The organism is Kineosphaera limosa NBRC 100340, assembly GCF_000298215.1.
Taxonomy (GTDB): domain Bacteria; phylum Actinomycetota; class Actinomycetes; order Actinomycetales; family Dermatophilaceae; genus Kineosphaera; species Kineosphaera limosa.
This window is the reverse complement of sequence record NZ_BAHD01000084.1, coordinates 1-23,999: the sequence shown is the minus strand read 5'-3', so window position 1 is coordinate 23,999 and position 23,999 is coordinate 1. Positions and strand designations below refer to the sequence as shown.

The window sequence follows — 23,999 nt, the reverse complement described above, 5'->3', positions numbered from 1 at the left end:
ATTCCGCCATCGTCTGGACCGTCGTCGGTCTCGTCGGCGGAGTCTCGTATCGAGAGATGACGAAGTTCGCGGGTTTCACCGGCACCACCCAACTGTCGGTCGTCCACACCCACGCGCTGGCCCTGGGCACCCTCATGCTGCTGATCGTGCTGGCGCTGACCGTGGCGCTGAAACTGCAGCGGCACCGGCTGCTCCGCCTGTTCGTCATCGTGTGGAACGTCGGCCTGACGATCACCATCGGGATGCTCGCGTTCAAGGGCTTCGTGCAGGTGCAGGGCGCGTCTTGGGCCGACTCGGCGGCGCTCGCCGGCATTGCCGGGCTGGGTCACATCACGCTGACCGTCGGCTTCGTCCTGCTGCTCATGGTGGTGGGCGCGGGCGTCAAGGCCGCGAACGGCGTCGACGTGCCTGCGCTGCAACTGCAAGCCGGCGAACGGTGACGCGCCGGCCCGCCGACCCCTCCTCGTCCGGCACGCCAGCGGGAGCGGGAGAGGTCGCCTCCGTCGATGGCTCCGGCCCCGACGGCGCTTCGGCTGGGGCCGCTGGGGCCGCTGGCGACCCGGGGCGGCGGCGCTGGATCGGTCTGGGGTTCTTGGCTGCCGGCCTGTCGATGATCGTGCTCGACGGCACGATCGTGGGCGTCGCGCTGCCGGCGATCATCGCCGACCTCGGCATGGACCTCACCTCGGCGCAGTGGGTCAACAGCATCTACGCGGTGGTCTTCGCGGCCCTGCTGCTGTCGTTCGGTCGCCTGGGTGATCGCCAGGGGAGGCGGACCGTCTTCGGGATCGGCGTCGTCGTCTTCGTCGTGGCCAGTGTGCTGGCCGCGCTCGCTCAGGGCGCGGACGCCCTCATCGCCGCCCGCGCGCTGCAGGGCATCGGCGGCGCGATGGTGCTGCCCGCCAGTCTCTCCACTGTCAACGCCATCTTCCGCGGGCGCGACCGCGCTGCCGCGTTCGGCGTGTGGGGCGCGGTGATGGCCGGCATGGCCGCCGTCGGACCGCTGCTGGGCGGCTGGCTGACGACGACCTTCGACTGGCGCTGGATCTTCATCGTCAACGTGCCGATCGGCGTGGTCGTCGTGCTCGGCGCCCTGCGCTTCGTCGACAACACCCGCTCCCACGAGCCCGCCGGCCCCGGCGTCGACGTCGACGGCCTACTCACCTCCGCGCTCGGCTTCGGCCTGCTCGTCTTCGGCCTCATCGAGGGCAGCGCGCTGGGGTGGTGGCGGCCCATCGCGCCGCTGCAGATCGGCGGCTGGACGTGGTCGGCCGATGCGCCGATCTCGGCGGCACCGGTGGCCATCGCCCTCGGTGTGTTCTTCCTCGTGTTGTTCGTGCTGTGGGAGCGGCACCGCGCCCACAGCGGGCGGTCGGCGATCCTCGACCTGCGGTTGTTCGCGCTGCCGACGTTCTCGTGGGGCAACCTGACCGCGATGAGCGTCGCGGTCGGCGAGTTCGCTCTTGTCTTCGTGCTGCCGCTGTACCTCGTCAACGTCCTCGGCCTGAGCATTCTGGGTGCCGGCGTCGTGCTCGCTGTCATGGCGGCAGGGGCGTTCATGTCCGGGGCGATGGCTCGGCACCTGGCCGCGCGCATCGAGCCCCGCGGGGTCGTCGTGCTCGGGCTGTCGCTGGAGGTGCTCGGCGTCGCGGCGCTCGTGTTCGTGCTCGGCCCGGCGACCTCACCCGCGCTCTTCGCCGCGTGCCTGGCCGTCTACGGCGTCGGGCTCGGCCTGGCGTCGGCCCAGCTCACCTCCCTGGTGCTCGCGGACGTGCCGACGGACCGGTCTGGCTCCGGGTCGGCCACGCAGAGCACGGTGCGTCAGGTCGGCAGCGCGCTGGGCACCGCCGTCTCCGGCAGCGTGCTGGCCGCCCGGCTCGGCACCGATCTCGCGGCGCGCCTCGACGAGGTCGCGGGCGTGCCGGCGCAGGTGGCCCAGCAGCTCGTGCGGGCCACGACCGACTAGGCCGGCGGCGCCCTCTCCGGACTGCGGGAGCAGGGCGTGCACGGCCCCCTCGGTTCGCTGACCCCGCAGGTGGTCGACGCCTTGTCCGCCGGCTTCGCCGACGCCACCAGTTGGGCCGTCGCGGTCGCCGGCGTCTTCCTCGTCCTCGGACTCGTCGGCGCCCTGCAGGTCGCCCGCAGCATCCGCCCGGCCGCCCACGCCTCGGCCGAATAGGCGAGCAACGAAGGCGTAGGCGAACGACCAGCGCGTAGGCGAAGGACGGGGGCCTACGCGGCGGCCGGGGTGGGGTCGCGGGCGGCCCAGGTGAGCACCGGAACGAGCAGGAGCCCGATGAGGCCCCCGACGATGGCGAGGGTCGCGAAGTTCGTCGCCGCGACCAGCAGCCCCGAACTGACGCCGGCCCCGGCCCCGGAGAGGGCGATGAGCACGTCGATGCTGCCCTGGGTCTGGGGGCGGGTGTGCGGCAGGGTGCCGTCGACGACGAGGGCGGTGCCGGCGAGCAGGCCCAAGTTCCACCCGAGCCCGAGCAACATGAGGCCGGCCATCATCAACACCAGCGAGTCTCCGGAGGCCAGCCCCGCGACGAGACCGGCCGCCAGCAGCACCGCGCCGGCGGCGAGCGCGGTCACCGTGCGCCCGTAACGGTCGGCCAGCCAGCCGGACAGCGGCGACGGCAGGTACATCGCGGCGACGTGCGCCGAGATCACGAGACCGACGGCGCCGATGCCGTGCCCGTGATGATGCATCGCGACCGGCGTCATCGTCATGGTCGCCACCATCGCGACCTGCGTGCAGACCATCGTCACCGCGCCCGCCACCACGAGCCGCCGGGAGGCCCGGCCGACGCTGCGCGGGCCTGCCGACGCTGCCTCCTGTTCTTCGATACGCCGCGACAGCAACAGCGGGTCCGGCCGCATGAGAATGGTGATCGCCAGCCCGGCGCCGGCGTACGCGACCGCGGCGAGCAGGAACGGGCCGGTCAGCGGCGGCAACCCCAGCGACGCTGCGAACCCGCCGAGCGGGGCGACGAGGTTCGGGCCCGCGACGGCGCCCACGGTCGTCCAGACGAGCGCTCGGCTCACGGCCTGCCCGCGCCGATCGGGCAACGCCAGGTCGGTGGCGGCGTAGCGGGCCTGCAGGTTGGTGGCGGTGCCGGCGCCGTAGACGAACAAGGCGAGGAACAGCAGCGGCAGGTTGACGGTGGCCGCGGCGATGATGACCCCGACCGCGCCGACGGCCCCGGCGAAAAACCCGCCGGACAGCGAGATCCGCCGACCGCGCCGCCGGGCGACCCGCCCCAGGAGGAAGGCCGTGAGCCCCGACCCAAGCGTGAACAGGGCGATCGGCAGCCCGGCGAAGCCCTCCCCGCCGAGTAGATCGGCCGCGATGAGTGCGCCGACGGTGATGCCGGCGGCCAGACCCGCGCCCCCGAGCACCTGCGCGAGCATGACGATGCGCAGTGTGCGGCGCTGCACCCGCTCGCGGGTCGCGGCGTCGATCCTCTCGATCCCCTCGGTGGCCTCGGTCACTCAGACAGCATCGCAGTGCCCACCGACAAGGTTCGGCGGCGCGGCTCGCCTCGAATCCTGTCGGTGCGCGCAGGTAGGTTGCAGCCAAGCGCTCGCACCATCAATTTCGCCGCCCCACTTGTTCGACCAGGAGGTCTCCCATGGCACAGCTGCCGTCATCGCCCGCGCACTTCATCAACGGCGAGTGGGTCGCGCCGCACGAGGGCGGCACTCGCGAGATCCGCTGCCCCGCCGACGGCACGTTGGTCGCCACCGTGGCAGAGGGGACGGTGGCCGACTCCGAGGCGGCGGTGCAGGCGGCGGCGGCCGCCTTCGCGGCGGGGCAGTGGTCGGCCACCCCGTCGCGGGAGCGCGGCGCGTTGCTCGCGCGGCTGGCCGACCGGCTGGAGGCCGACAAGGAGGAGGTCGCCCGCCTGGAGGCACTCGACACCGGTAAGCGCATGGTCGAGGCCCGCATCGACATGGACGACGTCATCAGCGTCTTCCGGCATTTCGCCACCCTGGCCGGCTCCGACGCGGGGCGGGTCGTCGACACCGGAACGCCCGGGGTCAGCAGCCGAGTCGTGCACGAGCCGGTGGGGGTCTGCTCGCTCATCACTCCGTGGAACTTCCCGCTGCTACAAACGAGCTGGAAGGTCGCGCCGGCCCTCGTGGCCGGGTGCACGTTCATTCTCAAGCCCAGCGAGCTGACTCCCTCGACGGCGATCTGGCTACTGGCGACCCTCGACGAGCTGGGACTGCCGAAGGGCGTCGGCAATCTCGTGCTGGGAGCGGGCGCGGCGGTCGGTCCCCCGTTGACGTCCGACCCCCGCGTCGACCTCGTGTCGTTCACCGGCGGCTTGGCGACGGGGCGGCGGCTCATGGCGTCGGCCGCCGACACCGTGAAGAAGGTGGCGCTGGAGCTCGGCGGCAAGAACCCGAACGTCATTTTCGCCGACGCCGATCTGCCGGCGGCGATCGACAACGCGCTGACGGCGGTCTTCCTCGATTCCGGGCAGGTGTGCTCGGCGGGCACCCGGCTCGTCGTCGAGGAGTCGATCCACGACGAGGTGGTCGACGAGCTCGTGCGCCGGGCCAAGCTCATCCGCCTCGGGGGGCCGTTCGATGAGAACGCGGAGACGGGGCCGCTCATCAGCGCCGCGCACCGCGAGAAGATCGAGGCGTACGTGGCGCGCGGCATCGAAGAGGGCGCGGTGCTGCGTGTTGGGGGCGGGCCGCCCGACGGTGAGCAGTACGCCGACGGCTTCTACTACCTCCCGACGATTCTCGACGGCTGCCGCAGCGACATGGACTGCGTGCAGAACGAGTCCTTCGGCCCCGTGCTCACCGTCGAGACCTTCTCGGGCGCCGACGGCGACGCCGCCGAAGACGCCGCGGTCGCCATCGCCAACGACACGATCTACGGATTGGCCGGCGCGGTGTGGAGCCAGAACGCGGGCCGCGCCGAGCGGGTCGCCCAGCGGCTGCGGCACGGCACGATCTGGATCAACGACTACCACCCGTATGTTGCGGCGGCCGAGTGGGGCGGGTTCAAGCAGTCCGGCATCGGCCGCGAGCTGGGCTCCGCGGGCCTGGAGGAGTACCGCGAGGCCAAACACATCTGGCACAACACCCGCCCGGCACCCGCCGGCTGGTTCGCCACCGAGTGACGGGCATCGACGCGCTGGCCGTCAGGACAGCGCGTCGAGAGCCGCGAAGGCCGGCTCCTGGATCTCCTTGAGGTGGTTGACGGAGGCATCAAAACGCGCCTGCTCTTCCTCATCGAGGTCGAGTTCGATGACCATCCGCACCCCGCGACGTCCGAGGCTGGTGGGCACGCCGATGTGCAGGTCGGTGTGCCCGTACTCGCCCTCGAGCAGCGCGGAGACCGGCAGCGTGACCTTCTGGTTCGACATGATCGCGCGGGTGATGCGGGCCAACGCCATCCCGATGCCGTAGCTCGTGGACCCCTTGGCGCCGATGATGTCGTAGGCGGCATCCCGGGTCTGCACGAAGATCAGCTCGAGGTCTTCCTTCATGTCCGGGTGGGCGGCGACTCGACGGGAGAGGGACCGGCCGGCCACCGACGCGGCGCTCCACACCGGCAGCTCGGAGTCGCCGTGCTCGCCGATGATCATCGCGTGCACGTTGGTGGTCGCGACCTCGAAGTACTGCCCGAGGTTGAACCGCAGCCGCGCCGTGTCGAGGGTCGTGCCCGAGCCCAGCACCTGGGAGGCCGGCAGGCCGGAGAAGCGGTAGACGGCGTGGGTGAGGATGTCGACCGGGTTGGTGGCCACGATGAAGATGCCGTCGAAGCCGGAGGCCATGACCTGGTTGACGATGTCCCGGAAGATCCGCAGGTTGGTCTCCAGCAGCTCGAGCCGGGTCTGCCCCGGGCGCTGGGCGACGCCGGCGCAGATGACGACCATCGCGGCGTCGCGGCACTCCTCGTACTTGCCGAAGGAGACCGTGACCGGGTTGGGCGCCCACGCCTCCCCGTGGTTGAGGTCGAGCACGTCCGCTCGGGACTTGGCCTCGTTGATGTCGATGAGCACCATCTCGTCGACGATGCCTTGGTTGACGGTGGCAAAGGCGTAGGCCATGCCGACCGCACCGGTACCGATGAGCACGACCTTGTTTTCGACGTACTTCATGTTGGGGGCTCCTTGGGCCAGTCCGATGGGTGAAGGGCGTGGGTTCGGCACAACCCTATGACCGTCGACGGGGCCATTGGGGGTGGCGAGGCCGAGCGTTCGCCCGGTCGCGCAACGGCCCCAAGAGCGGGGCTTTGGCCCCCCATCGGACGCCTCGCCGTCGCTAGGCTAGCGGGCGCCCACGATGGGGGCGAGCAGCGCACCCGGTGGTCACCAGCTCGGTCACGCCCCACCGGCCGGCACCCGAACCCGTCCCACGAGCGCATGGAGCGCCATGAGCGACACCCAGCAGTTGTTCCCCGGTAAGCAGTTCATCTCGACGGTGCTCGACGCGCTCGACACCAAGCACGCGATGACCGGGCAGATCGCGCAACGCTATCTGCAGCGTTCGGGGACGGCCGGCATGATCATCGCCGTCTTCTATCTCGCCAACTACCTGACCATTACGGCCTTCGCGCACGGCGACCCGCACCACGAGGCCGCGACTCTCGGCAAACTCGTCGGTGCCCTCGTGTTCGGCTGGGCGCTGGTCTTCATCTATTACACGAAGTCCGAGTTGCTCACGTCGAACATGATGATCGTGACGATCGGCACCTATTACCACCGCATCAAGTGGTACCGGGGACTGCGGCTGCTCGCTCTGTGCTACTTGGGAAACATCATCGGCGGGGCACTCATCGCCGCGCTTCTCGCATTCTCCACGCTCACGGCCGGCAACGCCGCCTCGCACCTGGACTACTCCGTCGGGATCAAGCTCGCCTATTTGGAGACCGGAGCGGGCGTGGTCGACCTGCTGATCCGCGCCATCCTGTGCAACTTCATGATCAATTTGGCGATGCTGCTCGTCTACAACGGCTACATCAAAGACGACCTCACGAAGTGCCTGGCCATGATCGTGTCTGTCTTCGTCTTCGCCTTCCTCGGCCTGGAACACTCGGTCGCCAACACCGTGCTGTTCACCATCGTCGGCTTTCAAGGCAATCTCGACCTACTGCCCGCCCTCGGCAATGTCGCCGTGTGTCTCGTCGGCAACTTCATCGGCGGCGGCCTGCTCATCGGCCTCTACTACGCCTACGCCAACGACGACACCCGCTACCTACGCCGCCAATCGAGCTGACTGCGAACGGGAAACCTCCCAAGCACAGCCTGGGCTAGCCAGCAAGGCCGCTTGCCAGCTAGCCAGCAAGCTGGCAAGCCCGCATACTGGGGTCATGAAGACGACCCTGGACCTCCCCGACGACCTGCTGCGCATGGCGCGTATGCGCGCAGCCCGTGAGGACCGAACGTTCAAGGATGTCGTGACCGAGGCTCTCCGTGACGGACTGGCCAACCGGCCGGAGTCGAGCCACCGAACAGGCCGGGCCGGGTTCCCGCTGATCACGAATCGTGGGCCAGCGCTGCCCCCTGATGCGCTGAGTCCGGACGAGCTCGCGGGAATCCTCAACGATCAGGACGTGCAGGACCACAGTTGGTGACCTACCTGTGCGATACCAACGTGTTCATCGCCTTGCTGCTTGAGGGACACCCACGGCACAAGGAATGCGCGGCGTGGTTCGAGACCGTGCCGCAAGCCGGGGAGGTCGTGATGTGCCGGCCGGTGCAGCTGTCCGTCCTTCGCTTGCTGACGACAACTGCGGTGCTGGAGAGACTCAACCGCCCTCCACTCACGAATGCTCAAGCGTGGGCGGTCATCGAAGCGACGATCGCTGACGAGAGGATTCGCCACGACGTGGATGAGCCACCAGGGCTCGACGCACTCTGGTCGAAGTTTGCGCTCCGCAAGACCGCGTCTCCGAAGCTCTGGATGGACGGCTTTCTCGCCGCCTGGGCCTCTGCGTCGAAGTGGATATTGGTGTCAACCGACGACGGGTTCGCCCAGTTCAAGGGTGTCGAGACGATCAATCTCAACGATAGTGCGACCGAACCTCCGAACTGACCCGCCTTCGGTCGGCGTTCAGCCCTCTACTTGACTAGCCATCGACTTGGGCGTCGGCCGCCAGGAGCACGGCGGCGGCGGCCTGCAGGCCTTCGATGCGGCCGAGTTCGGTGTCTTCGTGCTCGATGTTGACGAGCATGTCGGGGTCGACCTCTTTGAGGGCGCGCAGCCATTCGGCCCAATACTCCACGCCGTGGCCCTTGCCGAGAGCCACGAAATCCCAGGCCGCGGGCTTGGGCCACTCGTTGGCCCACTCGTCGCCGCCGAGATTCGTGCGGTTCTCGCTGGGGTCCAGGCGGCGGAATCGGTTGTCGAGCACGCCGTAGAGGGCGGCCGCCTCCTTGTTGACCCGCACGTCTTTCGCCGCGGCCTGGAAGATCAACCCGCCGAGCTCGCGGACGACCGCGATCGGGTCCATCTGCTGCCAGAACAGGTGCGAGGCGTCCATCTCGACACCGACGTTGGTGGCACCGGTCAGCTCGACGAGCTTGCGGATGTCGAAGGTGTTGAACACGAGGTTCTGCGGGTGCAACTCCAGGGCGACCTTCACCCCGTGCTCGCCGGCGAGCGCGTCGATCTCCTGCCAGAACGGCACGGCGACGCCCCACTGGTAGTCGAGCACGTCGAGCGCGGCCGAGTTCCACGCATTGACAACCCAGTTCGGGTGGGTCGCGCCCGGCTCACCTCCGGGCAGGCCCGACATCGTGACGACCCGCGTCTGCCCCAGCCGCTGCGCCAGGCGGATCGATCGGCGGATGTCGTCGGCGTGCGCGTCACCGATCGCCCGGTTGGGGTGCAGCGGGTTGCCGTTGCAGTTCAGGCCGGCGATCGAAACTCCGGTGCCCTCGAACTGGGCGAGGAAATCGTCACGCGCCGCGTCGGATTCGAGGATCTCGTCGATGTTCGGGATGTGCACCGGCGGGAGGAAGCCACCGGTGTTGAGCTCGATGCCGGTCAGGCCGAGGTCGGCGATGACCTTGAGGGCCTCGGGCAGCGGGCGGTCGTGCAGGATCGCGTTGTAGACGCCGAGCTTCATTGCTTCATCCTTCGCGGGTTTGATGCGGTGCAGGTACGGGAGTGGGAGGGGTCAGCCGAGCGTGACGGTGCGGCCACCGTTGGTGGCGGATTCGACGACGGCGCCGAGCAACTCCATGTTGTGCACGCCCTCGTCGAGGGAGGCGCACACCGGCAGCGGGTCGGCGACGCCGGCGACCTCGTCGAGGAACGCGCGGCACTGGAACTCGAAGAGGTTGTTCTGTCCGAAGCCGACCCCGGAGACGTCCATCGGCATGCCGCCGGGGATGTAGGGGTGGTCGTTGCCGAGCAGCACCCGGCGGTGGCCGCGCTGGCCGTGCGGGCCCTCGTGCAGCATGAGCCCGAGCTCGCTGGGGGTGCGCTGGTCCCAGCTCGCGGAGCCGTTCGCGCAGTACACCTCGACGATGAGGGAGTTGGGGTGACCGGCGGCGACCCGCGAGACCTCCAGGGCTCCGGCGGTGCCCGCGCCGAAGGTCGCGACGAACCCGGCGTAGTCGTCGTTCTCGACCGGCTCGGTCTCGTCGCTGAGCTCGGCCAGGCCGTGGCCGACGACGGCGCCGGCCGGCACGAATCGCTCTCCGATGACCGTGCGCAGCTGCCCCCCGGAGACGGCGGTGACCTCGCCCGCGAGGTACTCGGCGACATAGGCCAGGTGGCTGCCGACGTCGGCAAGCGCGCCCGTGCCCTCGCCGCCCTTGTACCGCCAGCTCATGGGGGCCTTGGGGTCGCAGCCGTAGTCGGTCCAGTAGCGGGCGGACAGGTGCAGCACCGGCCCGAGCGTTCCGTCGGCGATGAGGTCGCGGATGACCGTGAGGCCGGGGGCGCGGCGGTAGACGAAGCCGAGGCGGGCGGTGGTGTCGGCCGCGTTCGCCGCGGCGGCCATCGCGCAGGCGTTCTGCAGGGTGTCGCTCAGCGGCTTCTCGCACAGCACGTGCTTGCCCGCGGCAAGGGCGGCCTCCAGGATCGGGCGGTGCAGGTGGTTGGCGACGACGATGCTGATGACGTCGACGTCGTCGGCCTCGATGACGGCCTGCCAGGAGGCGTCGTGCCGCTCGTAGCCGTAGCGGGCGGCGGTGGCGCGGGCCAGCGGCTCGTTGACGTCGGCGATGCTCACGTACCGCAGGTCGGGCAGCTTGGTGTCGTAGAGGGTGGGCGCCACGCGGTATCCGGCGGCGTGGGACTTGCCGGCCATACCGGCTCCGATGACGGCGATGCCGAGTGACATGGGAATCCTCGTTGACTCGTTTGGAGCGCTCCAAACATTACGGGTAGCCTGATCCTGCCGTCAACCCCGCCAGCTCGGGGAGCCCGGCACCCGAACCCGGCCCCCGACGTCCACGGTTGCGCCCGCAGCCGACGGTTGCTGTTGCGACCGCAACCGTGGGCTGCCAGCGCAACCGTCGGCGAGGGTGCTCTACCCAGACCCGCCAGCCATCAGGAGGAGCGCATGGCCACCACCTCGACGTCGCGCGTGACGATCTACGACGTCGCGCAGCGGGCCGGTGTCAGCAAGTCGCTGGTCTCGCTCGTGCTGCGCGGGTCGCCGCAGGTCAGCCCGGCCCGCCGGGAGGCGGTGCAGCAGGCGATCGACGAACTCGGCTATCGCCCCAGCCGGGCGGCGGCAACCCTGGCCGGGCAGCGCAGCAACACGATCGGTGTCGTCATCGACGACTTCGCCAACCTGTGGTTCGTCGACCTGCTCGCCGGACTGCGGGAGGGGCTGGCGGGCACGACCTTCCACGTGAGCGTCGCCGACGCGGCGCTCAACTCGCACCTGGCCGAGAGCCCGGTGCACGGGTACCTGTCGGCGCGAGTCGACGGCCTGGTCATCGCCGGTGAGCCGCGTACGGCGGACGCCGCCGGAGTGGGCGTCTCGACGGTCGTCGTCGGGGTGCGCCGCCAGGGAGTCGCTGGGGCCGACCTGGTGTTCGCCGACGAGGCGGCCGGCTCCGCGGCTGCCGTCGAGCACCTCGCCGCGCTCGGCCACCAGCGGATTGCGTTTCTGGCAGGCGACAGCGGCCCGGCGCTGGAGCGTGAGCGCAGCTACCGGGAGGCGATGGCGGCCCGCGGGCTGACCCTGCACGCGACCCCGCGCGGCGGCACCGACGAGGCGTCCGGCCATGCGGCCGCTGCAACCCTCTTAGCCGACGAACCCCAGGTCAGCGCCATCATCGCAGCCAACGACCTGATGGCCCTCGGCGCCTGGCAGGCGCTGCGCGAGGCGGGCCGCAGCGTGCCGGCGGACGTCAGCCTCGTCGGCTACGACAACTCCCCGATCGCCGCCACCGGCATCGTCGACCTCACCTCCGTCGACGCCCGCGGCGCGGAGGTCGGCCGACTCGCCGCGCAGGCGCTCATCGCCCGCATCGACGACCCGACCCGTCCCCCGACGACGACGAGCGTGCAGCCTCGACTCGTCCTGCGCGGCACCACGGCCCCGCCACCGAGGTAGGAGCCCCCGACAGGCCCGCTGGAAGCCCGGCCGTGAAAGATAGTGTTCGCTTTTGCCCCGTCAGCCCTGCAAAAGCGAACACTATCTTTCAGGGCACCGGCACACTCGGGGTGACACTGCGGCTCGCGAGCCGAGGAGCCACGGGATTTCCGCTGCTCAGGGTTGCCGCACGGCACCGGGCCGTTACTGGGTCGTTGCGGTGCGGATCTGGATGTCTCCGCCAGTACTGGTGACCGCGACGGAGTGAGCGGCGCCGGGGGTGCTCGGCACGGAGTTGACGACGCGGCCGCCGGTGGCGTCGAGGTCGAGCGCGTAGGTGAGCTCGGGCGGCCGGGGCGAGGGCATCGTCAGCAGGACGCCGTCGGCGGAGGACGAGATCGCCACCTTCGGCACCGGCCGTTTGAGGCCGAGTTCGACCCGCCCACTCGTGTCGACCTGCACCGATTTCGCGGCGCCGATAGTGCCGGTCACCGGGCCGGTCGTCTCGACCAGCACGTCGCCCGACACGTCATTGAGGGTCACCTCTGCGCCGGACTGCAGCGTGAGCGAAGCGAATTGACCGCTGGCGGTGACCGTGTCGCCGCCGATGATCTTCACGGGCAGGTTGGACGGCACGGTCAAGTCGCCCAGCACTCCGCCGGGGTTCATGACGTCGGCGCACGTGAGCCGCAGCACCTGCACCGCGCCGGCCAGCTCACTCACGGCGTCGCCGCACGGGGGCTCGATCTGCCCGGGAGGACCACTGTGGATGGTGAGACCCCACTCCGGGAACACGACTTCCAACGAGGTGCCCTGCACGTCGATCGGCGCGGGGGCAGCCCCTTGCACCATGGTGATGTGGGCTTCGTGTTGGGTGTTGATGATGGCGGCGCTGGCGGCGACGAAGAGTCCGCCGAACGCCAGCGCCGCAGCCGCCATCGTCCAGTTCACCCGGCCGACCGGGGCATTCGGTTTCGGCCCCGGGCGCCTGAGGCGCAGCGGGCGCCTGTCTGGAAACGACTCGATCGGAGAGTGAGTGAAGGCCCCCGGCGTCGAGCCCGGGACCGAGTCTTGGACCTCAGGCCGGCGCCAAGGGTCGCTCTCCGGCTGTGGCCATGGCTGGTTCGGTCCATGCCCTAGCTCCCTCCCGTCGTCATCTAGGGGATCACTCTGTGCGGTGAAGCCCTGCCACAGCCGATGCTGACCACGGGCTACTGGTTGGGCGTCACTTGGATGTCGCCGCTGCGGGTGGTGATGGTGACCTTGTTCGGTGCGTCGGCGACGTCGGGGATCACGCTGGCAGCTACCCCGGCGGCTGCCTGCAACGTGAGGCTGTACGCGCCCGCCGGGCTCGTGGGACGTGGCACGGCGAGCGTCACCCCACCCTCACCCGACGTGATGTCGACCGACGGCACGGGCGTTCGCAGGCTCAGCTCGACCGGGCCGCTGCTGTCGAGGTGCACCGTGTCGGCTTTGGCGATGCTGCCGGTCACGCTGCCGCGGTTCTCGATCTTCACGTCACCGGAGACATCGTTCAGCGTGACGTCTTCACCGGCCTCCACGGTCAGGGCGTCGAAACTGCCGTCGACCTGCAGGGATTCGGGCCCGACGATGGTCACGGGGATGTTCGCCGGCACCTTCACCTCCAGCACCCTGGAGTAGTCCAGGCAGGAGATGCGCACGGTTTGCGCGTCTCCCGTGGTCTGACTCGAGGTGTCGTCGCAGGTCGTGTCAACCTGCCCGGCGCTGCCTGCGGAAAGTGAGAGCGAGCCCTGCGGAGCCAGAATGCGCAGCGACTTGGCCTTGACGCCGACGGTGTTCCACACCACCGGCGCCACTGCCACTTGCTCCACACTCTCCACACCGCCCTGGCTGTCAGGTGCAGCAGTCACGAAGCCGACGAGCCCAAACGGCCCGGAGGCCAGCAGCAGAGCCGCGAGCCCCAGACCCACCCGCCCCGCGATGGACCGCGGCCAGCGCAGACCACGCCGCCGCGCGGGGAACTGCTCGAGCGGCGAAACCCGGCCTGGCGTTTGGCCGCGCACGACGTCCTGGCCGTCGCCACCCTCCCCCGCAGGCGGCCGCCCGCCAGGACTCCCCGAGTTGGTTCCAGACATTTTGCCGTCCCATTCACCCCACCGCACACACCCACCTGAGGTGCGGCACCTGGAGCAATCGTGACACCAGAGGCTGAGCAACGTCGACAACCCCGCTGGGCGAGGCGGACACAACAGTGCGCCTTCCAGATCCATGGTCGAGCAGTTCGCTGCCTCACGCAGGGTCGACGCGCCCGATCGTCAGCGCAACCCCAGCGCGGCCCTCAGCCCGGCCTCGACGGAACGCATGGTCTGCGAGGAGACCGCACCCAAGTCCCGCCGCACCTCGTCATCAAAGATCTCCACGATGTCATCGCACACGATGTGCCCTTGGAACCCGTCGCGATCCGGATCGAGCGCGACGATGCTCGGCAGGGGCGGCTTGAGTGACGTGGTCAGTCGGACGGCGACGACCGAGTCCAGATTTCGATTGCGTTGGTTGTTGGAGACGACGAGGTAGTACTTCTCACCAAGGGTGCCCAACACGGCCGCATAGACCCGACCGCGCTCAAGCGGCTGGCTCATGGTTCGTCGGCCCAACTCGGACGCCGACGGCGGGCCACGGAGCGACGCTCGGCGATGTCGGAGCCGCGCTGTTCGCCCAGCACCCGATAACCCTCCTCCATCTGGCGCTCCAGCACGGCGTCCATGCCGATTCGCAGGAGACGGTTGAGCGTGGCGGCCTCGGTGCTGGCGGCGAACTCGGGCGCGCGGCGGATGGCGGCCAGGTCAGCGACGTCCTGAGCGCTCAGCGGAGTGCTCTTGCGTGTTACGGCATCACCGCGCTGCATCTTCATGCATCATATTGTGCTGCGAATTGATGCGGCCCGCAAGACCGATGCACGATCGGAGCCGGCGCTAACGGGCGACCCAGAAGGTGCGTGAGTTGCTGAAGGCCAGGAGGCCGGGGGCGGCGAGTTCGCGGCCGTAACCGGAGCGCTTGGTGCCGCCGAAGGGCAGGCGCGGGTCGGAGGCGACGATCGCGTTGACGAAGGCCGCGCCGCTGGTGATGCGGCGGGCGACGGCGAGCGCGTGGTCGGTCGATGCGCTCCACACCGAGAGGCCGAGGCCGAACTCGGTGGCGTTCGCCAGCTCGACGGCGTGGTCGTCGTCGCGGGCGACGGCGATGGCCGCGACGGGGCCGAACGTCTCCTCGTCGAAGACCGCCATCCCCGGGCCGGTGCCCGTCAGGACCGTCGGCTCGTAGAAGCAGCCCGGCCCGTCGACGGGTCGGCCGCCCGCGGCGAGTTCCGCTCCCGCAGCCACGGATTCGTCGACCTGTCGCTGGAGCACCTCCCGCAGGTCGGCACGCGCGAGCGGACCGATCTGCGTCGCGGCGTCGGTCGGGTCACCCAGCACCAGCGCCCGGGCACCCTCGATGAAGCGCCGCGTGAACTCCTGCGCGACGTCGGCGTGCACCACGAACCGCTTGGCGCACACACAGCTCTGCCCCGCGTTGTGGAAGCGGGCCTTGACCCCCGCCGCCGCAGCAGCGGCGACATCGGCATCCGCGAGCACGACGAACGGGTCCGATCCGCCGAGCTCCAGCACCGACGGCTTCGCCGCGCGGCCCGCGGCGGCTCCGACGGCCGCGCCCGCCCGGTTGCTGCCGGTCAGGGTGACCGCCGCGACGCTCGGGTCGGCGATGAGCCCGTCGATCGTCTGCGGAACGTCGGGTTCGGCGACGACGAGCACCCCGACCAGGTCGGCAGGAAAGCCGGCGGCGACGAAGGCCTCGCGCATCGCCAGCGCCGAGCCCGTGACGTTCGGCGAGTGCTTGAGCAGCAGGCCGTTGCCCGCCATGACGATGGGGATCGCCGCGCGCATCACCTGCCAGATCGGGAAGTTCCACGGCATGACGGCGAGCACGACGCCGATCGGCTCCTGCGCGACCCACGCCTCGACCTCCGGGGTGTCGAGATCGACCGGCGCATTGGCCAGGAGCGCCGGGCCGGCCTCGGCGTAATACTCGGCCGTCGTCGCGGACTTCAAAACCTCGCCGCGCGCCTCGGCCAGCGGCTTACCCATCTCGGCGGTCGCGAGCGCGGCGAGGCGGTCGGCATCACCGCGCAGGACCGCCGCCAGTGAGCGCAGAAGCGCGGCTCGCTCGGCCACCGATGTCGCGGCCCACTGACCGGCGGCGCCGTGCACGGCCGCCAGGGTCCGCTCGACGTCGCCGGGGGCCATCGCGTCGTAGCGGGCCAACTCCGCGCCGGTGGCCGGGTCGATCGTGACGATCTGCGCCGACGGGTCGGCGCTGGCAGCCGTCAGCAGAGCGTTCGAAACGTTGCTGGTCATGGCTTCTTCAAACCCCCGCGGTCGCTCTCCGAGAGGTGCTCGAAGGTCTCCCCGGTGGCGGTCATCGTGCGGGTGACGTCGCGCCCGCCGTAGACCCAGTAGATGCGCATGGTGCCTTCGCCGCGGTTGTAGAAGCGGTGCGGGACCCCGGCCGGCACCCAGGTCGCCTCACCGGCGACGAGCTCGAACTCCTGGTCACCGATCTCCGCGACGGCCTCGCCCTCGAGGATGAGCACCGTCTCCTCAACGTTGTGGCTGTGCAGCGGCAGGCCGGTGCCCTGGGCGAACTGGGTCTGGCCCGTCGTCACGCGGTTGGTCTCGCAGTTCCACTTGCCGACGTACGGGATCGTTGTGACGCCGTTGCCGCGGTCGAACGGCTCGACGGCGTCGGGGCGGATAAGCAGGTTGGGGGCGGTGATCTGGTCGGTCATGTCGTGTCCTTAGGAGTGGTTCGAGGCGGCCGCTAGCCACACAGTTCTGTGCGTTCAGCGGCCAGGAGGGTCGTCAGGCGTGGACCGCAATCCGCGCGTCGAGGTCGGCGAGCAGCACGTCGGTGAACTCGGTCGTGCCGAGGGCGCCGCCGATGTCGCGGGTGCGGGTGGCCGGGTCGGCGATGACGGCGTCGACGGACTCCTCGATGAGACGCCCGGCGTCGACGAGCTCGGCCCGGCCGCTGCGGCTGCCGAACCAGTCGAGCATCATCGCGGCCGACCGGATGAGGGAGACGGGGTTCGCGACGCCCTGACCGGCGATGTCGGGAGCCGAGCCGTGCTGGGCCTGGGCGACGCAGATGTCGCCGCCGACGTTGATCGACCCGCCGAGACCGAGGCTTCCCGACAGCTCGCTCGCCTCGTCGGAGAGGATGTCGCCAAACATGTTCGTCGTGACGATGACGTCGAAGTCGCCCGGCTTCTTGACCAGGCGCGCGGCGGTCGCATCGACGATGAGCTCGCGCAGCTCGACATCCGGGTAGTCGGCGGCGACGGCCCGCACGGCGTCGAGGAACAGCCCGTCGGTCACCTTGAGCACGTTCGCCTTGTGCACGGCGGTCACGTGCTTGCGCCGGCCGCGGGCCAGTTCGAAGGCCGTGCGCGCCACCGCCGTCGAAGCGCGCCGGGTGATCTTGCGGATCGACAGCGCCGTGTCCGCATCCGGCATGAACTCGCCAGCCCCCAGGTGCATCGAGCGGTCGGCGTAGAAGCCCTCGGTGTTCTCGCGGATGATGACGAGGTCCATCGGCTCGCGGACCACGGCGAGGTCGGCGATCGAGCGGGCGGGGCGCACATTGGAGAAGAGGTCGAACCTCACCCGCAGCTCGGCGGATTGGTTGATGCCGCCCTGGGCGCGCGGCGGGTAGTCGTAGTGCGAGACCGGGCCGAGGATCGTGCCGTCGACCTGCTCGACTTGGGCGAGGGCATCGTCGGGCAGGGTCGTGCCCTGACTGGCCAGCGTCGTCAGGCCGATCTCCTGGGTCGTCAGGTCGAGGCCGAGGCCGTGGCGCTCGTCGAGGGCGGTGAGCACGCGCAGGGTGGCGTCGGTGATCTCGGGGCCGATGCCGTCTCCGGGCAAGACGAGGATCTTCATCGTTTCGCTCCTTCGCGAATCAGGCGGTCTGCGTGGGGCCCGCGTGCGAGACGAGCACGCGGGCGAGGGTGTTGACCTGGCTGCCGGACACGACGAACTGACCGGCCGCTTCGCGCCAGGTGGCGAAGTGCGGTGCCGCGCGGTGCGCCTCGACGGCGGCCTCGTCGTCGTACAGCTCGTAGAAGACGAACCGGTGGTCGTCGTCGAGGCTCTGGTTGACGTCGAAGTAGCGGCAGCCGGGCTCGTCGGTGAAGGTGCGCTCGGCGTTGGTCGTGATGGCCGCGAGGAAGTCCTCGAGGTGGCCGGGCTGCACCTGCAGGGTGACGGTGAGGGCGATCATGGGGGTGGTCCTTTCGATGGGGGCGGGCGTGGAGGCGGTGCGGCGAGTCGTCACTTCGCGCCGCGATCCGTCGATAACGCGTGACGAATGGCCCGCGAAATTGACGACTCGGCCTGTCGGGCGGTCTGCGAAAGTGACGACTCGACCGTCAGGCGGGCCGCACAGAAGGCACCGGCACGCGGGCCTGGGCGGCGAGGACCCGCAGGGAATCCCACGTGGCGCTCGCCAGGCTGATGCCGCGCGCCTCCTTCTGTGCGCGGCTGCGGTCTTCGAGCTCACCGGGCACGAGGATCTCGCCGGCCCAGGCCGCGAGGTCGCCGCCGCGGGTGTCGTCGACGAGCTGCTCGGCGCGGGCAGCGAACTCGCCCGGGTCGCCCATCGCGGCGGGGTCGATGACGAGCAGCAGGTGCCCGGCTCCGCTGCGGCGGTCCTTCTCGTACGGTCCGCCGACGTCGGCGCCGAAACTGCTGCCCGTGAGGACGCCGGAGAGGACGTCCATCATGAACGAGATGACGTACCCCTTCGGACCGGCCATCGGCAGGATGAGCCCCTCGATGCCGACCGCCGGGTCAGTGGTGGGGCTGCCGTCGGGGGCCGCGGCCCAGCCGTCGGGGATGGTCGTGCCGCGCTCCTTGGCGAGGTAGATCTTGCCGCGGGCGACGGCCGTGTTCGCCAGGTCCATGACGACGACCCCGTGCCTGCCGGCCGGAGCGGCGATCGACCAGGGGTTGGTGCCGATCGCCTTCGTCCGGCCGCCCCAGGGGGCCATCGCCGGGGAGGCATTCGTCGACAGGAAGGCGACGCAGCCCGCCTCCGCGGCGATCCGCGTGAAGTAGGCGGCCATGCCGAAGTGACCGGAGTTGCGCACCCCGATCGCGGCGACGCCGTGGCTGCGGGCGCGCTCGACGCCGATCTCGACCGCGCGGGCCGTGACGATCTGGCCGATGCCGTCCTGCCCGTCGAGGACGACGACAGCGCCGCTGTCCTGCACGACCGCGGTCTGCGTCACGGCGCGCATCGCGCCGCTGCGCAGCCGATCGACGTACCAGGGCAGCCGCAGGACGCCGTGGGAGGCGTGACCCCACAGCTCGGCGACGACAAGGGTGTCGGCGAGCAGGTCGGCGTCGGCCTGCGGCACGTCGTGGGCGATGAGGATGCCGGAGACGCAGCGCCGCAAGTCATCGGCACTCACGGTGGCGGGGGCGCCTGTGGGCACCTGGGCTGTGGGCATCCGGGCTGTGCTCGACTGCGCGCTGGTCGACATGGCCTGCTGCGACATGGCGGTAATCCCCTCGTCTGGCGGTCGTTCGTGGAACACTGAGACGAGTGAAGCATACTTGTATACAAATACGCAGGGAGTTCCTGTGGCCACGTCGCACTCGCCCCTGCGCCGGGCGTCCGGCAGTCAATTGGTCTACACCGAGCTGCGCCGCCAGATCCTGGCCCTCGAGCTGGCGCCCGGGGTGCGGCTCAACGAGACCGAATTGGCGGCCTCGCTGGGGGTGAGCCGGACCCCCTTCCGCGAGGCGGTCCGCCTCCTGTTCGCCGAGGGGCTGCTCGAGCAGCTACCGACCGGCGGCGTTGTCGTGCGCGGCATCTCGGCCGACGACGTCGAGGAGCTCTACGGCGTGCGCGCCGCGCTGGAGGGGCTGCTCGCCGCGGAGGCCACCGCGCGCGCCACCCCCGCCGACCTCGCGCGCCTGGAGTCCTTGGTGGATCGCAATGCCCGGCTCGTCGATCTCCCCGACGAGGCGATGCGAGCGGGTCACGACTTTCACGAGGCGATCGCGTCGATCGCCTCCAATTCGTGGGCGCAGCGGCTGCATGCGCAGATCGACGTACAGATGGCCCGCTACCGCGTCTTCACCAACGAGACCCAGGACCGGCGCACCCAAGCGCTGGCCGAGCACCGCGCGATCCTCGCCGCCATCGGCACCGGCGACCCGACGATCGCCCGCGCCGCAGCGGAGGAGCACGTGCACTCCGCCCGAGAGGTCGCGGTCGTCGCCGTCGCCGCCCACCTCGCCGAATAGCCGCGTAGCGACGGCGCGGCTTCGGGCTCTTCAGGCGGCGAGGCGGTAGGCGAGCATCAAGGCGCCGCCCAGCAACACCGCAGCACTCGTGTAGGCGATAAGTCCCCCGCCCGGCAGCGGGCGAAGAGCAGTCAGTGCGGCGTGGCAGCGACGATGACGGCGGGCGGCCAGCGGGACCAGACTCGCGCTGCACACGACAAGCAGAGCGATGACGAGGAGCACCGGGCCGCCGCCGCCCCACGTCAGCTTCGCGGCGGCGCAGGCGGCGACGAGGACGAGCAGAGCGGTGCGCCGCCAAGCCAGGCTCGTGCGCTCGAGTTGCAGGCCAGGGTCCCACGGCCCGTCGATGGCGCTCACAACGCTGGCGCTCACAACTCGAGGGGCGTCACGACAGCACGACCGAGGCCAGCAGAAGCACCCCGACCAGGGACAGCGCCGCCGTGAGCCACAGCCCCGGGCGCGGCCCCGGCAGCGGCTGGCTCAGGCGCAGCGCGCGCTCGACGCTGCGCCAGCCCCACCAGGCCTGGGCCGCGCAGCCGAGGCCCGCCACCATCAGCACGAGCGAGGCGCTGGTGCGAAGGGTGGGTTCGAGGTTGACCGCGAGGGACTCGATGCCGACGGCGACGGAAAAGACGGCGAGCGCCACTCCGATCCAGGCGAGAAAGGTCCGCTCGTTGGCGAGGCTGAACCGCGGATCCGGCTCGGTGCCGACGCCGTACACGCTGCGCGGGAAGCGACGCCCGCCTGGCCGGAGGGTGCTCACGGTCAGCTACTCGCCCGAGCGGGCTGGTTGTCGGGCGCGCAAGGCGCAGCGCGCACAGCACCCCGATCGATCGCTACCGGAGCGCCGAGCTGCCGGCTTTCGTGGACCGCCTCGACGATGGCGACTCCGGCGAGAATCTCGGCGGGCGGCACGGTCGGCTCCCCGGAGCGGCATGCGACCACCAGCGCCTTCAGCAGACCGTGCAGCATCGGCAAGCCGGACTCGATGTCGAACTCGCGGGCCGCGCCGCCGTCGCCCGCGAGGGTGCCGGTCGTGTGCGGTGACCACACGGCCTCCCCCCGCACGGTCGCCACGCGACCGTCGGCCCACGTCAGCACGACCGGCCCGGCACCACTCGCGTCGACCCGCTCGATGTCCGGCCCGAGGGCGCTGACAAGCAGGTCGGCGGCGTGGAAGCCGTACCACCCGAAGTCCGGATGTCCCGGTTGCGTCGGTAGCGGCGCGACGAGGTCGGCGCGTTCGACCCGGCCGTCACCGCGCGCGGCGAGAAACTCCGGCGTAAACCGCTTCGGCGAGCCGGCGAGAGCGAGCACCCCCGCCTCCCGTGCCTGGTCGAGCATGAGCCGCGCCTGAGCCACCGTGAGGGCGAACCGCGTGTCGACGTAGACGGGCCGCCCCAAGGGCGCAACGCGCGCGAAGAGCTCGGGGTGGGTGCGTGCATCGGAGGCGACCAGCAGCAGCGCGTCACAGTGCCGCGCCACCGCCGCCGGGCTGTCGCACAGCGCCACGCCGAGCGAGGAGACCTGTGCCGCCAGGTCGTCGTTCCGGTCCCGGCTCGGCGGAAAGTCGGCCGAGGTCGGCGCCTGCCAGGCATGCGTGATCGTGGCGCCGAACGCCGATCCGTCCCCCAGCAGCTGGGTGAACTGCACGGAGTGTGGCGAATCGACGCCGATGAGGCCGAAGCGCAGCGTGCTCATCCCTTGACGCCCCCCGCGGTGATGCTGTCGACGATGTGTCGCTGCAGCAGCACGAAGATCAGCAGGCACGGCAGGAAGCTGATGAGCGTGGCCGCCATGACGATCGCGGTCGACACGGTCTCCGTGTTGAGGGTCGCCAGGCCTGCCGTTAGGGTGCGCGCGGCGTCGGACTGGCCGACGACGAGCGGCCACAGCAGGTCGTTCCAGTGCCAGAGGAAGACGAAGATCGCGAGCGTCGCGAGCACCGGCCGGATGAGGGGCAGCACGACCGACACGAAGGTCCGCCATTCGCCGGCACCATCGATCCGCGCCGCGTCGAAGAGTTCGTCGGGCAGGTCGGCGATGAACTGCCGGATGAGGAAGACCGCCTGGGCATTCGCCAGCGTCGGCAGAATGAGGCCCCAAACGGTATCCACGCCGCCCATCCTCGAAATCAGGATGAAGGTCGGGATGAGGGTCGCCTGCATCGGCACCATGAGGGTCGCGACGATCGCCCAGAACAGGGCGTTGCGCCCCGGGAACCGCTTACGAGCGAGGGCGTAGGCCGCCATGGAGGCCGTGAGCAGCACGATCAGGACGGACACGACCGAATAGATCGTGGAGTTGAGCAGCCATCGGGGGAAAGCGCCGACCTGGAAGACCCGAATGATGTTGTCGAAGGTGAGCGCTTGCGGGATGGCGTAGGGAATCGTCGGGGCGTCTGCCGGCGAGAGCGCCAGCACGACGACGGCGAGAAGTGGTGCGACGGTGAAGAGGGCGATGAGCACGAGCGTGAACATCAACCACCGCTGGCTGCGCCGACTCCTACTCGCGGGCCGCCGTTGCCGACGCCGCTTTTGCGGAGCAGAGACGGGTGGGACTGTGGCCGGGGCGGCAATCTCGGTCGAGACGGACATGTTCAGGCCTTTCGCTCGACGAGGCGGTTCTGGGCAAGGGAGAGCACGAGCACGATGAGGAAGAGCACGACGCCGACGGCCGAGGCGTAGCCGAAGTCGAAGAACTTGAATCCCTCGTCGTAGAGGAAGTAGATGAGGCTGTGGCTCGCCCGGTTGGGCCCGCCGCCGGTCATGACGTAGACGGTGTCGAAGACCTGGAAGCCGACGATCGTCTCGATGATGAGGATGAAGAGGGTGACCGGGCGGAGCATGGGCCACGTGACGTGCCAGAACGTCTGCCACGGATTCGCACCGTCGATGGCGGCAGCCTCGTGAACCTCGCGGGGCTGCGCTTTGAGGCCGGCCAGGAAGATGAGCATGGAGTAGCCGAAACCCTTCCACACCGACACCGTCGCAAGTGCGCAGAGCACGAGCAGTTGCGGGCCGGCCAGGAATGGGATGCCGGCAAAGCCGAGGCCTCCCAAGGCGGCGTTGAGCGGGCCGTCCGTGGAGAAGATCCAGGTCCAGATGATGCCCGCCATGACGAACGAACTGAGATAGGGCACGAAGAGGAGGGCACGGAACGTCCCGGTGAACCGGGTGACCTTGTCCAGCAGTACCGCGGTGATGAGGGAGACCGCGATGATGAGCGGGACGAAGATGACGACGTAGAGGATCGTCACCTTCAGGCTCTGCCAGAAGTTCGGGTCTTGCGCGAGGCGCACGTAATTGTCGGCGGCGATGAACTCGAAGTCACCGTTGAGGCTGTATTCGGTGGCGCTCATGCCGAACGCGCCGATGATGGGCACGAACTTGAAGAGGCCAAAAATCGCGATGGTCGGCAGCACGAAGAGCAGTCCGGCGATCGCCTCGCGGCGTTTCGCCCGGTGGCGGGTCACGGGCCGCCGCGCCGCGGCCTGAGCCAGTGCGGTCATGGTGGGGTCCTTTCGGGGCAGCGGTCGCGATGGCGAACGTGCGGCGGGTTTGGAATCAAGTGGTGCTGCTGCGCGGCGCTCGGTGGTGGGCCGCGCAGCAGCAGCCGGTGGAGTTGTCGCTGGTGGCCTCAGCGCACGGTGCGCGCGAGGATGGCGTTCGCCTCGGTGGCGGCTTGGTCGAGCGCTTCCTTGGGCGTGTAGTCGCCGCGCAGCGCACCCTGAATCCGGGGAGCGAGCGCAGCCATGACCTGGCGCGCGGCGGGCGAGGGCTCACCGGGCTTGGCGACCTTGAGGGCCTGCGCCATCGTGGCGATGTCCTTGCTGTCACCGGGCGGCGGCGCATCCGTGCGCGTCGGGAAGGTGCCGGAGGCCTTGTTGAGCTTCGCCTGCTGGTCCGCAGAAGCCAGGAACTGCATCACCTTCAGCGCGGCTGGCTGATTCTCCTTGGCGGTGATGCTCGTCATCGCCAGGAGTCCGGGGTTGCCGAACGTGGCCTGCACGGTGCCCTTCAGCGGCGCGCCCAGTTCGACGTTCTCGTCACCGAGGGCCGCGCGCATCTGGCCGAGCTCGAGCAGCGAGGTCTGGACGTGCACGTATCCCGGGTGTC

28 protein-coding genes are annotated in these 23,999 nt (G+C 70.0%); 9 read left to right on the top strand and 19 right to left on the bottom strand.

Features of this window, described 5'->3' with window-relative positions; genetic code table 11:
* The 3 genes from KILIM_RS19100 to KILIM_RS25375 form a co-directional block, all read left to right on the top strand.
* Window positions 1–440: DUF2871 domain-containing protein (locus KILIM_RS19100; protein WP_006594388.1), on the top strand; the 440-nt coding region annotated here is incomplete at its 5' end.
* Window positions 437–1,966, top strand: coding sequence for a DHA2 family efflux MFS transporter permease subunit (locus KILIM_RS19095; protein ID WP_306302369.1), 1,530 nt, complete (start codon window positions 437–439; stop codon window positions 1,964–1,966). The genes KILIM_RS19100 and KILIM_RS19095, both read left to right, overlap by 4 nt.
* 36 nt (window positions 1,967–2,002) lie before the next feature.
* Complete coding sequence (locus KILIM_RS25375; protein ID WP_006594386.1) at window positions 2,003–2,179, top strand: hypothetical protein; 177 nt, start codon at window positions 2,003–2,005, stop codon at window positions 2,177–2,179.
* Between the two features lie 53 nt (window positions 2,180–2,232).
* Here the strand turns inward: KILIM_RS25375 and KILIM_RS19090 are convergent, their stop codons facing one another.
* Window positions 2,233–3,495 carry an MFS transporter gene (locus tag KILIM_RS19090; RefSeq protein ID WP_006594385.1) on the bottom strand — a complete coding sequence of 421 codons (1,263 nt, stop codon included), beginning with the start codon at window positions 3,493–3,495 and terminating at the stop codon, window positions 2,233–2,235.
* Between the two features lie 140 nt (window positions 3,496–3,635).
* On the opposite strand from KILIM_RS19090, the gene KILIM_RS19085 reads away from it, so the two are divergent.
* Window positions 3,636–5,144: an aldehyde dehydrogenase family protein gene (locus tag KILIM_RS19085; protein WP_006594384.1), complete on the top strand. Its 1,509-nt coding sequence runs from the start codon at window positions 3,636–3,638 to the stop codon at window positions 5,142–5,144.
* A 21-nt stretch (window positions 5,145–5,165) separates the two neighbouring features.
* On the opposite strand, the gene KILIM_RS19080 is transcribed toward KILIM_RS19085, so the two are convergent.
* Entirely contained in the window at window positions 5,166–6,128 is a 963-nt protein-coding gene (locus tag KILIM_RS19080) for an L-lactate dehydrogenase (RefSeq protein ID WP_006594383.1), read from the bottom strand.
* 274 nt (window positions 6,129–6,402) lie between these two features.
* Here KILIM_RS19080 and KILIM_RS19075 point away from each other — a divergent pair, with 274 nt between their 5' ends.
* The 3 genes from KILIM_RS19075 to KILIM_RS19065 all read left to right on the top strand — a co-directional run bounded on the left by KILIM_RS19075 (window position 6,403) and on the right by KILIM_RS19065 (window position 8,064).
* Window positions 6,403–7,245: a formate/nitrite transporter family protein gene (locus KILIM_RS19075; RefSeq protein WP_006594382.1), complete on the top strand. Its 843-nt coding sequence runs from the start codon at window positions 6,403–6,405 to the stop codon at window positions 7,243–7,245.
* 94 nt (window positions 7,246–7,339) lie between these two features.
* Window positions 7,340–7,603: a hypothetical protein gene (locus KILIM_RS19070; RefSeq protein WP_006594381.1), complete on the top strand. Its 264-nt coding sequence runs from the start codon at window positions 7,340–7,342 to the stop codon at window positions 7,601–7,603.
* Window positions 7,600–8,064, top strand: coding sequence for a TA system VapC family ribonuclease toxin (locus tag KILIM_RS19065; RefSeq protein WP_006594380.1), 465 nt, complete (start codon window positions 7,600–7,602; stop codon window positions 8,062–8,064). The genes KILIM_RS19070 and KILIM_RS19065 overlap by 4 nt, the downstream gene beginning before the upstream one ends.
* A gap of 34 nt (window positions 8,065–8,098) precedes the next feature.
* Here the strand turns inward: KILIM_RS19065 and KILIM_RS19060 are convergent, their stop codons facing one another.
* Together KILIM_RS19060 and KILIM_RS19055 are read right to left on the bottom strand one after the other, a co-directional pair.
* Window positions 8,099–9,100, bottom strand: coding sequence for a sugar phosphate isomerase/epimerase family protein (locus KILIM_RS19060; protein ID WP_006594379.1), 1,002 nt, complete (start codon window positions 9,098–9,100; stop codon window positions 8,099–8,101).
* Window positions 9,101–9,151: 51 nt separating this feature from the next.
* On the bottom strand, window positions 9,152–10,324 hold the full coding sequence (locus KILIM_RS19055) for a Gfo/Idh/MocA family protein (RefSeq protein ID WP_006594378.1): 1,173 nt from the start codon (window positions 10,322–10,324) through the stop codon (window positions 9,152–9,154).
* A gap of 222 nt (window positions 10,325–10,546) precedes the next feature.
* On the opposite strand from KILIM_RS19055, the gene KILIM_RS19050 reads away from it, so the two are divergent.
* A complete protein-coding gene (locus KILIM_RS19050) occupies window positions 10,547–11,551 on the top strand; it encodes a LacI family DNA-binding transcriptional regulator (protein ID WP_006594377.1) in 1,005 nt (334 codons plus the stop codon).
* Window positions 11,552–11,734: 183 nt separating this feature from the next.
* On the opposite strand, the gene KILIM_RS19045 is transcribed toward KILIM_RS19050, so the two are convergent.
* The 9 genes from KILIM_RS19045 to KILIM_RS19005 all read right to left on the bottom strand — a co-directional run bounded on the left by KILIM_RS19045 (window position 11,735) and on the right by KILIM_RS19005 (window position 19,127).
* A complete protein-coding gene (locus tag KILIM_RS19045; protein WP_040563871.1) occupies window positions 11,735–12,481 on the bottom strand; it encodes a hypothetical protein in 747 nt (248 codons plus the stop codon).
* A 260-nt stretch (window positions 12,482–12,741) separates the two neighbouring features.
* Window positions 12,742–13,647, bottom strand: a complete 906-nt coding sequence (locus tag KILIM_RS19040) for a hypothetical protein (protein ID WP_157551832.1) — start codon at window positions 13,645–13,647, stop codon at window positions 12,742–12,744.
* Window positions 13,648–13,827: 180 nt separating this feature from the next.
* Complete coding sequence (locus tag KILIM_RS19035) at window positions 13,828–14,151, bottom strand: type II toxin-antitoxin system PemK/MazF family toxin (RefSeq protein ID WP_006594374.1); 324 nt, start codon at window positions 14,149–14,151, stop codon at window positions 13,828–13,830.
* A complete protein-coding gene (locus tag KILIM_RS19030; protein ID WP_006594373.1) occupies window positions 14,148–14,423 on the bottom strand; it encodes a hypothetical protein in 276 nt (91 codons plus the stop codon). The genes KILIM_RS19035 and KILIM_RS19030 overlap by 4 nt, the downstream gene beginning before the upstream one ends.
* 61 nt (window positions 14,424–14,484) lie before the next feature.
* A complete protein-coding gene (locus KILIM_RS19025; RefSeq protein ID WP_006594372.1) occupies window positions 14,485–15,924 on the bottom strand; it encodes an aldehyde dehydrogenase family protein in 1,440 nt (479 codons plus the stop codon).
* Window positions 15,921–16,355 (bottom strand): cupin domain-containing protein, encoded by a 435-nt coding sequence (locus KILIM_RS19020; protein ID WP_006594371.1) that lies wholly within the window; start codon window positions 16,353–16,355, stop codon window positions 15,921–15,923. The genes KILIM_RS19025 and KILIM_RS19020 overlap by 4 nt, the downstream gene beginning before the upstream one ends.
* Before the next feature lie 73 nt (window positions 16,356–16,428).
* On the bottom strand, window positions 16,429–17,508 hold the full coding sequence (locus KILIM_RS19015) for an isocitrate/isopropylmalate dehydrogenase family protein (protein ID WP_006594370.1): 1,080 nt from the start codon (window positions 17,506–17,508) through the stop codon (window positions 16,429–16,431).
* Window positions 17,509–17,527: 19 nt separating this feature from the next.
* The gene (locus KILIM_RS19010; RefSeq protein ID WP_006594369.1) at window positions 17,528–17,848 is read right to left on the bottom strand and encodes a putative quinol monooxygenase; all 321 of its coding nucleotides are present in this window, start codon (window positions 17,846–17,848) and stop codon (window positions 17,528–17,530) included.
* Window positions 17,849–17,996: 148 nt separating this feature from the next.
* Entirely contained in the window at window positions 17,997–19,127 is a 1,131-nt protein-coding gene (locus KILIM_RS19005; RefSeq protein ID WP_006594368.1) for an Ldh family oxidoreductase, read from the bottom strand.
* An 85-nt stretch (window positions 19,128–19,212) separates the two neighbouring features.
* Here KILIM_RS19005 and KILIM_RS19000 point away from each other — a divergent pair, with 85 nt between their 5' ends.
* The gene (locus KILIM_RS19000) at window positions 19,213–19,881 is read left to right on the top strand and encodes a GntR family transcriptional regulator (protein ID WP_006594367.1); all 669 of its coding nucleotides are present in this window, start codon (window positions 19,213–19,215) and stop codon (window positions 19,879–19,881) included.
* Window positions 19,882–19,911: 30 nt separating this feature from the next.
* Here the strand turns inward: KILIM_RS19000 and KILIM_RS18995 are convergent, their stop codons facing one another.
* The 6 genes from KILIM_RS18995 to KILIM_RS18970 form a co-directional block, all read right to left on the bottom strand.
* Entirely contained in the window at window positions 19,912–20,253 is a 342-nt protein-coding gene (locus KILIM_RS18995) for a DUF202 domain-containing protein (protein ID WP_006594366.1), read from the bottom strand.
* A gap of 13 nt (window positions 20,254–20,266) precedes the next feature.
* The gene (locus KILIM_RS18990; protein WP_006594365.1) at window positions 20,267–20,644 is read right to left on the bottom strand and encodes a YidH family protein; all 378 of its coding nucleotides are present in this window, start codon (window positions 20,642–20,644) and stop codon (window positions 20,267–20,269) included.
* A gap of 2 nt (window positions 20,645–20,646) precedes the next feature.
* Complete coding sequence (locus KILIM_RS18985) at window positions 20,647–21,582, bottom strand: Gfo/Idh/MocA family protein (RefSeq protein WP_006594364.1); 936 nt, start codon at window positions 21,580–21,582, stop codon at window positions 20,647–20,649.
* Window positions 21,579–22,361 (bottom strand): carbohydrate ABC transporter permease, encoded by a 783-nt coding sequence (locus KILIM_RS18980; protein WP_006594363.1) that lies wholly within the window; start codon window positions 22,359–22,361, stop codon window positions 21,579–21,581. The genes KILIM_RS18985 and KILIM_RS18980 overlap by 4 nt, the downstream gene beginning before the upstream one ends.
* A gap of 119 nt (window positions 22,362–22,480) precedes the next feature.
* Window positions 22,481–23,392 carry a carbohydrate ABC transporter permease gene (locus tag KILIM_RS18975; RefSeq protein WP_006594362.1) on the bottom strand — a complete coding sequence of 304 codons (912 nt, stop codon included), beginning with the start codon at window positions 23,390–23,392 and terminating at the stop codon, window positions 22,481–22,483.
* Between the two features lie 128 nt (window positions 23,393–23,520).
* Window positions 23,521–23,999, bottom strand: a 479-nt coding sequence (locus KILIM_RS18970) for an extracellular solute-binding protein (RefSeq protein ID WP_006594361.1), incomplete at its 5' end; no start/stop codon positions are given.

Bases quoted from the DNA above. Each gene is read 5' to 3' on its own strand.
- KILIM_RS19085 (WP_006594384.1), top strand. From the start codon at position 3,636: ATGGCACAGCTGCCGTCATCGCCCGCGCACTTCATCAACGGCGAGTGG.
- KILIM_RS19080 (WP_006594383.1), bottom strand. From the start codon at position 6,128: ATGAAGTACGTCGAAAACAAGGTCGTGCTCATCGGTACCGGTGCGGTC.
- KILIM_RS19075 (WP_006594382.1), top strand. From the start codon at position 6,403: ATGAGCGACACCCAGCAGTTGTTCCCCGGTAAGCAGTTCATCTCGACG.
- KILIM_RS19070 (WP_006594381.1), top strand. From the start codon at position 7,340: ATGAAGACGACCCTGGACCTCCCCGACGACCTGCTGCGCATGGCGCGT.
- KILIM_RS19060 (WP_006594379.1), bottom strand. From the start codon at position 9,100: ATGAAGCTCGGCGTCTACAACGCGATCCTGCACGACCGCCCGCTGCCC.
- KILIM_RS19055 (WP_006594378.1), bottom strand. From the start codon at position 10,324: ATGTCACTCGGCATCGCCGTCATCGGAGCCGGTATGGCCGGCAAGTCC.
- KILIM_RS19050 (WP_006594377.1), top strand. From the start codon at position 10,547: ATGGCCACCACCTCGACGTCGCGCGTGACGATCTACGACGTCGCGCAG.
- KILIM_RS19040 (WP_157551832.1), bottom strand. From the start codon at position 13,647: ATGTCTGGAACCAACTCGGGGAGTCCTGGCGGGCGGCCGCCTGCGGGG.
- KILIM_RS19035 (WP_006594374.1), bottom strand. From the start codon at position 14,151: ATGAGCCAGCCGCTTGAGCGCGGTCGGGTCTATGCGGCCGTGTTGGGC.
- KILIM_RS19030 (WP_006594373.1), bottom strand. From the start codon at position 14,423: ATGAAGATGCAGCGCGGTGATGCCGTAACACGCAAGAGCACTCCGCTG.
- KILIM_RS19025 (WP_006594372.1), bottom strand. From the start codon at position 15,924: ATGACCAGCAACGTTTCGAACGCTCTGCTGACGGCTGCCAGCGCCGAC.
- KILIM_RS19020 (WP_006594371.1), bottom strand. From the start codon at position 16,355: ATGACCGACCAGATCACCGCCCCCAACCTGCTTATCCGCCCCGACGCC.
- KILIM_RS19015 (WP_006594370.1), bottom strand. From the start codon at position 17,508: ATGAAGATCCTCGTCTTGCCCGGAGACGGCATCGGCCCCGAGATCACC.
- KILIM_RS19010 (WP_006594369.1), bottom strand. From the start codon at position 17,848: ATGATCGCCCTCACCGTCACCCTGCAGGTGCAGCCCGGCCACCTCGAG.
- KILIM_RS19005 (WP_006594368.1), bottom strand. From the start codon at position 19,127: ATGTCGCAGCAGGCCATGTCGACCAGCGCGCAGTCGAGCACAGCCCGG.
- KILIM_RS18985 (WP_006594364.1), bottom strand. From the start codon at position 21,582: ATGAGCACGCTGCGCTTCGGCCTCATCGGCGTCGATTCGCCACACTCC.
- KILIM_RS18980 (WP_006594363.1), bottom strand. From the start codon at position 22,361: ATGTTCACGCTCGTGCTCATCGCCCTCTTCACCGTCGCACCACTTCTC.
- KILIM_RS18975 (WP_006594362.1), bottom strand. From the start codon at position 23,392: ATGACCGCACTGGCTCAGGCCGCGGCGCGGCGGCCCGTGACCCGCCAC.